The following is a 7,290-nucleotide window of genomic DNA, read 5'->3' on the forward strand; positions in this document are numbered from 1 at the left end:
ATTATGCCTACCATTTAAATGCAGGGAGATTTTCCACTTTTTTGCAAAAACACTGCAGCGAGAAACTCGGCGTTCAGCATGTGCTAGCCGATGTTATCAGCATCAATTCAGCCGACAATGGCGATATAGCCTCGGTCAACACAGCGCAGGCGGGCACTATCGAAGGCGATTTATTTATCGATTGCAGCGGCTTCCAATCGCTATTGCTTGGCCAACATTTGCAAGTGCCTTTTATCGATTGCAGTGATGTGCTGTTTATCGATACCGCTCTCGCCGTGCAAGTTCCCTATGACAGCGAGGATGCGCCTATTGCATCCCACACCATTTCTACCGCACAGGACGCCGGCTGGATTTGGGATATCGGCTTGATTCATCGCCGCGGCGTCGGCCACGTTTATTCCAGCCACCATACCAGCGAAGAACAGGCGACCGAGCGTTTGCAAGATTATGTGGGTGCCGCGTTTAAAAATTTAACGGTGCGCAAGATTCCTATTCACTCCGGTCATCGCCAGATTTTTTGGAAAAATAATTGTGTCGCCGTGGGATTGTCAGCAGGTTTTTTGGAGCCGCTGGAAGCATCGGCAATCGTGCTAGTGGAATTGTCGGCGAGTATGATTGCCGAACAATTACCCGCATGCAGGGAAGTGATGGATATTACCGCCAAACGTTTTAACGATACCTTCCGCTATCGCTGGGAACGAATTATTGATTTCCTAAAGCTGCATTACATTTTAAGCAAACGTACGGACAATAGTTTCTGGAGCGACAACCGCGACCCGGCAACGATTCCGCACAGTTTGCAAGAACTGATGCAACTCTGGCGCTATCATCCGCCCGGCGACCACGACTTCACCAGCAATAATGAAGTTTTTCCTGCTGCCAGTTACCAATATGTCCTCTATGGCATGGGCTTTGAAACTGACTATCGCTATAGCCAACATTTACTGCAGGACATAGCAGTAGCCCAGGAGCAATTTGCTAAAAACCAAAAAAATATTGAGCAGGTCGTCCGCAGTTTACCCAGCAACCGCGAGCTGCTAACCAAAATCCATTTGCATGGTTTGCAAACTATTTAATTGAACGCACGGAAAATCCTATGAGCAATTTTGTTGCTATCCACAATCAACACCATCAACAGTTGCGTATCGATACCCAACTGATCGAATCCCTCGGCGCCACCAATAATATGGTGCCGGTAGTGATCAGCGAATTTTTGCGTTTGGTAGTGCACTACCCGATTGTGTTTACCAAAAGTGGTGAGACGGGCAATTTTTTGTGCGTTGCGCTGCTGGGGTTTGAAAGCGGTGAAAATTTATTCTGGAACAACAATCAATGGCAGAGTATTTACACTCCGCTCAATATCATGCGCCAGCCATTTTTTATCGGGCAGGAAAATAACCAGACGCTGATTTGTATCGACACTGATAGCCACACCTTAACAACCGGGCAAGGTGAAGCGATTTTTGATTCGACCGGAAAAGAAACTGACTATCTGCAAAAAATAAAATCCCGCCTCGCCGAATTACTGGAGGGTGAAAGCCATACGCAAGAATTTATTAAAACCTTGCTCGCACTGAATTTAATTATGCCCATGGCATTGGACATAAGCTTTGCCAACGCACAACAACAGCGGGTGCAGGGTTTGTACACGATTAACGAAGAACGTTTGGCGCAATTGGATGCAACCCAACTGATCACCTTGCAACAACAGGGTTATTTACAACCCATCTACACCATGGTCGCCTCGCTGGGGCAGATTTATGCGTTGATCCAAAAAAAGAATGAGCGCTTGGGTAATGCGTGAGTTAACCAGCCAACAAAAAATTCGCGTAAAACTTATTGGGCAGGAACAAAACCCGCTGCTGATTATCGACAATTTTTTTGCAACGCCGGAACAGTTAGTAGAGCAAGCGTGTACTGAGCCAGGTTTTATCGCACAGGCGAGCGATTTTTATCCCGGCCTGCGCAAACCCATTACGGGGGATTATCCCGCGCTGAGTTTGCACTCCCTAATCCCCTTGGTGCGCGAGACATTTTCCATAGCCGCAGAGCGCACGGCCGAACTGAGCCTATGCGCATTTTCCCTCACCACTACACCGCCAGAAAGATTGCGTCCGATCCAATCGGTGCCTCATATCGACACCCACGACCCACTACAGTTTGCGATGGTGCATTACCTGTGTGCTGAATCTTATGGCGGCACTTCTTTTTATCGCCATCGCAGTACCGGGTTTGAAGCCATCACTCAAGAAAGATTTACCAATTACTTTAAAATTCTCAAACAAGAAGTGATCAACGAACAGCAAACCCGGTTCAACTACATCAACGGCGACACCAATCTGTTTGAACGCATCTACCAAATACCCGTGATATTTAATCGCGCGATTATTTACCGCGGCAATCAATTACACTCCGGCGATATAAGCGAGCAGCTGGGGCTCAGCACTGACCCGCGCGCAGGACGCCTTACCGCAAACAGTTTTTTCTCTTTCACCTGAACATCAATCCAGACTGAGGCCCCCCGATCAGTTCCCTAACCAGAACCAGCTCGCATTTTTGGGAGCTGCACAAGTTTGCCCACGCACGGGGGCTTGTTAGCGCCTCACCATAGGCATATCATGTAACCGATTACAAAATCACTCGCACCCAACAGACAATAACAACAGGCCTGCTCTCCTCCAGCAGACCACAGGGCAGCAGATGATGTAATTGTCCGGCAGCTTGAAGTCGCCTCTATCCAACAATAACGCTTATTTGCAGCAAAAAAGCCGCAGGGTTGTTTGCTGCCCAAAGGAAACCACTATGAAAAACCTGACGACACCCAAACACCATTTACTGAAAAAAACGGCGCTGGCCTTAATCGCTTCCGCCATGATCGCTCCGGCCTTTGCAGGCTGGACAGTCAACGGCACCCAAGTACTTGATCCCAATGGCAACAAGTTTGTCTTTCGCGGTGTTAACCATGCGCACACCTGGTTTTCCGACCGCCTCAGCCAGTCGCTAAAAGATATAGCAGCAACCGGCGCTAACTCGGTGCGCGTGGTGCTGAGCAACGGCACCCAGTGGACGCGCAATAACGGCGCTGATGTGACCAATGTGATCAACCAATGTAAGGCCAACAAACTGGTCTGCGTATTGGAAGTACACGACTCCACCGGTTATGGCGAAAGCGCGGGCGCGACCCATATCAGCCGTGCGACCGAGTATTGGTTGAGCTCGGACATCAAAGCGGCCATCACCGGCCAGGAAGATTACGTGATCGTCAATATCGCTAACGAACCCTTTGGCAACAGTACCTCAGCAGCGACCTATACCGCCGACCATATCACCGCCATACGTGCGTTGCGCAGCGGCGGGCTGACTCACATGCTGATGGTGGATGCAGCCAACTGGGGCCAGGATTGGTCAAACGCCATGCGCGATAACGCACCGAGCATACTGGCGGCAGACACACTGAAAAATACGATTTTCTCAGTGCATATGTACGAGGTGTATAACAACGCGAGCATCGTGCAGAGCTATCTCAATAGTTTCCAAACCCGTGGATTGGCGGTAGTAGTCGGTGAGTTCGGCGCCGAGCACAGTGGCAGCAATGTCGCAGAAGAGGCCATTTTGCAGTACGCACAGGATATGGGAATCGGCTATTTGGGTTGGAGCTGGTCGGGCAATGGCAGCTGCTGTGTGCAGTTGGATATTGTGAACAACTGGAATGCCGCATCCCTGAGCACTTGGGGTAACTATCTGATCAACAGCGCCAATGGCATTAAAGCCACCTCCAAATTGGCGACTAATTTCGGCGGTGCGACTAGTAGCGTCGCCAGCAGTATTCGCTCAAGTGTTGCGCCAAGCTCGTCGTCTGCACCTTCATCGATTGCACCCACTTCATCCAGTCGCTCAAGCACGCCGTCATCAGTCGCCAACGGCGGAACCTGTAATTGGTATGGCAATCGCTACCCGATTTGCGTAACCACCGCGAGCGGTTGGGGCTGGGAGAATCAGCAGAGCTGTGTTGGCCGCACCAGTTGCGCGGCGCTGCCTGCACCTTGGGGTATTGAAGGAGGTACAACATCCAGCACTGCACCAAGTTCTATTCCCGCATCGAGCAGCAGAAGCAGTGTTGCACCAAGCTCGGTGCCTGCATCAAGCAGAGCTTCCAGTAGCACCGCCACTACCGGCGGTGTGAGCTGTACTTTTGTGGTGAGCAATTCCTGGGGCTCAGGTTATACCGGTGCAATCCGCGTGACCAATACTGGCACCAGTACCAAATCCGGTTGGACCGCGAACTGGAATTATTCCGGCAGCAACCGCATCACCAGCTCATGGAATGCCACGCTCAGCGGCAACAATCCCTATACAGCTACCGGGGCGAGTTGGAACAGCACCATAGGCGCAGGCCAAACCGTTGAATTTGGTTTTCAGGCCAACACCAATGGCGGCGGCGTGGAAACACCGGCAGTGACATGTCGTTAATTTTTTAAGTCAATGCAATCTGCTCGTTAAAAAAACAAACCCCCACGGTTGCTCGCGGGGGTTTGTTTTTTCGCATCATACGTTGTACTACGCTAACAAATTATTCAACCAGACGTAGCGAGCCAAATACACTCGCATCCTGATAACCCTGGTTATTTTTATGACCCTGGGTATTCACTGAGCCCATCATGCTTTCACGCTGCGGACTGCCGTCGTTATCGATGTAGCAGGCTGAAAAACCCATCAACTTGCCGCTGAATAATTTAAGGGGGACATTAGCTTTCCAATCTGCATAATCTTCGCCGTAGATACGAACCCGCAATTCCCAACTATGCTTGCTGCCATTGCTAACCAGACGACTGGTGACGTGATCGTTCAGCAATTTCGGCCCCGATGTGGTGTAATCCACCACATCGCCATAGGTGCTGATGTGATAGGCCCACGCACCAGTGTTGTAACCGTGTTGGCCACCATTTTTGTTTTCGTCAATAAACAGTTCCACTGTGTCATCTTCCCAATAGCGATCCAGCGCATCGCGCACACCGTCATAGATACGATCGTCGGTCACATCAAACAACAAGTAGAGATAATCCTCATCCCACAGGGCTTTATAACGGCCACTGTAGTCCTGTGCTGATGGATTAGGTTGAGTACCCAGCCAGAATACATCGATCGGTGCCCAGGCCGCGCGCTCCCACACAGCATCGGCATTGCCATCAATGACTGGCGCCGTCGTTGCGCGCGGCGCATTGTAGTGATTGGGAATGCTGCTCACACTGGAAGCACTGGAGATCGCCAGGCTGGACGGCGCAGAGCTTGAAGCAACCGAACTGGATCTGGCCGAACTTGATGGTGCCGGACAAGCAGCTGCCGAGGTTGCTCCCGCTGAACTACCTGGGCAAACAGTCGCAGAGCGCACACTCGAAGAAACCAAGCTTGAAGATGCAAGGCTCGACGCACTGCCTAGCGTGACAATCTGGGTAGTGCGGTTACCAAATAGACTCTGACCGGATGCTCCCAACTCGACCGTATAAGTGCCTGCCGCTGCATAGGTATGCTCTGCTAATACGCCCGCCACACGAGCGCTGCCATCACCAAAATCCCAGGACAAACCAGTGGTTCCTGTCGATTTTCGACCATCCACATAAATTTTGTTGCCTTCGAGTCGATAGATAAATTGCGGCTGCGGGAACACATCAAACACCGTGCCACAGAGGCCACCGGCCGTGATTTGGCGGGTATCCTTCAATTCACCATCGCTGACAGTGACCGTAACCAATGCGGATTGGCTTGTCGTTTGATCGGGCAAACAATCGGTGAAACTGGTACGCGCATCGCCGATATAGGCGCCATTGCCAAAATCCCACTCATATGACAGTGGGACACCCTCGGGGTCGAATGACGCTGTAGCATATGCAACGATAGAACGATTTTCACGCGCCGCTGATATCATCGCAATGGGCGCCTGATTGCCCGCTACCGGTTGCACAGTGAACTTTTTCGAGACCCGGACTGTTGCTCCGCGCCTATCCCAAATCTCCAGGGTCACCGAGTATTCACCAGGGGTTTGATAGGTATTCCATACCGAGGGATAAAAAATGGTGGGTTTCTCTGGATCGCCAGTATAAATTTTATAGGAGATAGGTCCCTCAGCATCGGTGGACTTGCTGCCGTCAATAAAGACTGTCATACCATGGACAGTCACGTCCAGCACTGCTACCGGTGGAATATTCGGCTCAACCGAGCTGGCGCTCGAACTGCTCGGAATAGTAGGCTTGCTTGAGGTGGTTGATGCGCTACTGGATGGAATCGAACTACTGCTAAGACTCAATCCGTAAGAGCTCCTAGAGCGACTCGACATGCTTGATGAACTGATCGACATGCGCGACGAACTGAACGCTGAAGTAATAACGCTGCGGCTAGTGCTAGAACTACTTGAACTGCCCGGTGCGCTCGAGCAAACAGTGCCAGTGACCACCGGGCGCTGCGCCGGGCTGTTGGCTACACCTTTATTGCCTTGCACACCAAATTCTACAGACTGGCCAGGGTTAATCTGGTTATTCCAGCCAACACCAGTTGCACTGTAAGGATTGCTACCACTGAAATTGGCGTTCCACCCACCGGTGCGGGTAGAACCGTCGCTATAGGCCCAATTAACCGACCAGCCATTTATAGCGGTATTGGTGTCGTTGGTAATACGAATGGCGGCCACGAAACCAGTATTCCAATCGCTTTGAACGAGATATTCACAACGCGCAGCAAAACTGCCAGGCGCCTGCAACGTTAAGCCGGCACCGAGCAGTAATGCAGATTGCCGTAATAATTTATTAAAGATATTCATTGTTCCCTCGACGATAAGTAAATTGAGCGCTTGCCCCGGATGGGGAAAAAAGCGTTACATTGTCGAGGGTAATGCGCCATAAAAAAGTGCAGTGATCACTCTTTTCCAATTGGTGGCGTTCAATTCAAATAAATTTTGCGTAAACATTTTTGGTAGCAATGATTGCAGATGATCAACCATAAAAATTGCACAAACTTATCAACCACTAACAAAATGAATCATTGCAAGAAGAGGAAACACTAAAAATCGAATCAAATCATTTTGAGCAAAGCTTTTAAATCACTCACATGGCGACGGCTAATCACCGGACGTAATTCTGTATCCGCCAAGCGCACTTGATACTGCCCCTGCGCATTGCGCTCCAGCGCCTCAATATGTTTTACCGACACCAGTGAATTGCGATGCACACGCACAAAGCGCGCACCAAATTCTTCTTCCAATTCTTTTAAGGTTTCATCGAGCAAATGCTCACCATTGCG

6 protein-coding genes are annotated in these 7,290 nt (G+C 50.4%); 4 read left to right on the forward strand and 2 right to left on the reverse strand.

The window, feature by feature from the left end; all coding sequences use genetic code 11:
• The 4 genes from ACWA6V_RS14105 to ACWA6V_RS14120 form a co-directional block, all read left to right on the forward strand.
• On the forward strand, positions 1 to 1,076 hold a 1,076-nt coding region (locus tag ACWA6V_RS14105), incomplete at its 5' end, for a tryptophan 7-halogenase (RefSeq protein ID WP_449523090.1).
• Positions 1,077 to 1,096: 20 nt separating this feature from the next.
• Positions 1,097 to 1,804: a SapC family protein gene (locus tag ACWA6V_RS14110; protein WP_449523091.1), complete on the forward strand. Its 708-nt coding sequence runs from the start codon at positions 1,097 to 1,099 to the stop codon at positions 1,802 to 1,804.
• Positions 1,797 to 2,498 carry a DUF6445 family protein gene (locus ACWA6V_RS14115; RefSeq protein ID WP_449523092.1) on the forward strand — a complete coding sequence of 234 codons (702 nt, stop codon included), beginning with the start codon at positions 1,797 to 1,799 and terminating at the stop codon, positions 2,496 to 2,498. The genes ACWA6V_RS14110 and ACWA6V_RS14115 overlap by 8 nt, the downstream gene beginning before the upstream one ends.
• Positions 2,499 to 2,802: 304 nt before the next feature.
• Positions 2,803 to 4,470, forward strand: coding sequence for a cellulase family glycosylhydrolase (locus tag ACWA6V_RS14120; RefSeq protein ID WP_449523093.1), 1,668 nt, complete (start codon positions 2,803 to 2,805; stop codon positions 4,468 to 4,470).
• A 100-nt stretch (positions 4,471 to 4,570) separates the two neighbouring features.
• Here ACWA6V_RS14120 and ACWA6V_RS14125 read toward each other — a convergent pair whose 3' ends face one another.
• Together ACWA6V_RS14125 and ACWA6V_RS14130 are read right to left on the reverse strand one after the other, a co-directional pair.
• On the reverse strand, positions 4,571 to 6,811 hold the full coding sequence (locus tag ACWA6V_RS14125) for a sugar-binding protein (protein WP_449523094.1): 2,241 nt from the start codon (positions 6,809 to 6,811) through the stop codon (positions 4,571 to 4,573).
• Between the two features lie 251 nt (positions 6,812 to 7,062).
• A partial coding sequence (locus tag ACWA6V_RS14130; protein WP_449523095.1) for a LytTR family DNA-binding domain-containing protein occupies positions 7,063 to 7,290 on the reverse strand: 228 nt, incomplete at its 5' end.

It is taken from the genome of Cellvibrio sp. (assembly GCF_053579595.1).

Excerpts from the sequence above, each read along its gene's own strand:
- ACWA6V_RS14110 (WP_449523091.1), top strand. The coding sequence starts at position 1,097 with ATGAGCAATTTTGTTGCTATCCACAATCAACACCATCAACAGTTGCGT.
- ACWA6V_RS14115 (WP_449523092.1), top strand. The coding sequence starts at position 1,797 with ATGCGTGAGTTAACCAGCCAACAAAAAATTCGCGTAAAACTTATTGGG.
- ACWA6V_RS14120 (WP_449523093.1), top strand. The coding sequence starts at position 2,803 with ATGAAAAACCTGACGACACCCAAACACCATTTACTGAAAAAAACGGCG.
- ACWA6V_RS14125 (WP_449523094.1), bottom strand. The coding sequence starts at position 6,811 with ATGAATATCTTTAATAAATTATTACGGCAATCTGCATTACTGCTCGGT.